Below are 811 nucleotides of genomic sequence, written 5' to 3'. Positions count from 1 at the left end.
GATCTTGCCGGTGCCGAGGACTGCGACTTTCTGGGTCATGGCTGGGGCCCTCCGGGGTGTGCGTCGTCCGGGATCATCCTCGCACTCGGGGCGGCGGTTGGGGCCGGGTGTCCGGTGGGCGGACGGTCACGGCGCACGGGCGGTCTCCGGGGCCGGCGAGGGCCGGGTCAGGTCGTGCGGCGTCGCAGAGTGGCGGCGCCGAGGGTGAGCACGAGGAGAGCGCAGCCGGCGACGACCAGGGCGTCGCGGACGAAGTCGGTGGTCAGGTCGGTGTGGTGGAGGACCTCGTTCATGCCGTCGACGGCGTAGGACATGGGCAGCACGTCGGAGATGGCTTCGAGGACGGGGTGCATGGTGTCCCTCGGGGTGAAGAGGCCGCAGAGGAGGAGCTGCGGGAAGATCACGGCGGGCATGAACTGGACGGCCTGGAACTCGGAGGCCGCGAAGGCGGAGACGAACNNAGGGCCCACAGGGCGAGGGCTGTGGCGAGGGCGGACTGGATGATCGCCAGGGTGCCGAAGGCGAGGGCGTAGCCGGCTATGAGGTCGCCTTTGCCGAGGGGCAGGGCGAGGAGGCGTTCGAGGGTGCCCGAGGTGCGTTCGCGCAGGGTGGCGATCGAGGTCACCAGGAACATGGTGATCAGCGGGAAGATCCCGAGGAGCGAGGCGCCGATGTTGTCGAAGGTGCGTGGGTCGCCGTCGAAGACGTAGCGCAGCAGGAACAGCATCACGCACGGGATCAGGATCATCATCGCGATGGTGCGCGGGTCGTGGCCGAGCTGGCGCAGGACGCGGGCGGCGGTGGCGGCGGT

The 811-nt window shown here is 70.2% G+C and carries 1 pseudogene; it reads right to left on the bottom strand.

Annotated features, from left to right (window positions below):
- Nucleotides 1–167 precede the first annotated feature (167 nt).
- Nucleotides 168–811, bottom strand: a pseudogene (locus CCN42_RS40155) (ABC transporter permease); the annotation flags it as partial.

It is taken from the genome of Streptomyces glaucescens (genome assembly GCF_002154375.1).
Classification (GTDB): domain Bacteria; phylum Actinomycetota; class Actinomycetes; order Streptomycetales; family Streptomycetaceae; genus Streptomyces; species Streptomyces glaucescens.
The sequence above is the reverse complement of the archived record's forward strand: the minus strand, read 5'-3'. Positions and strand labels throughout refer to the sequence as shown.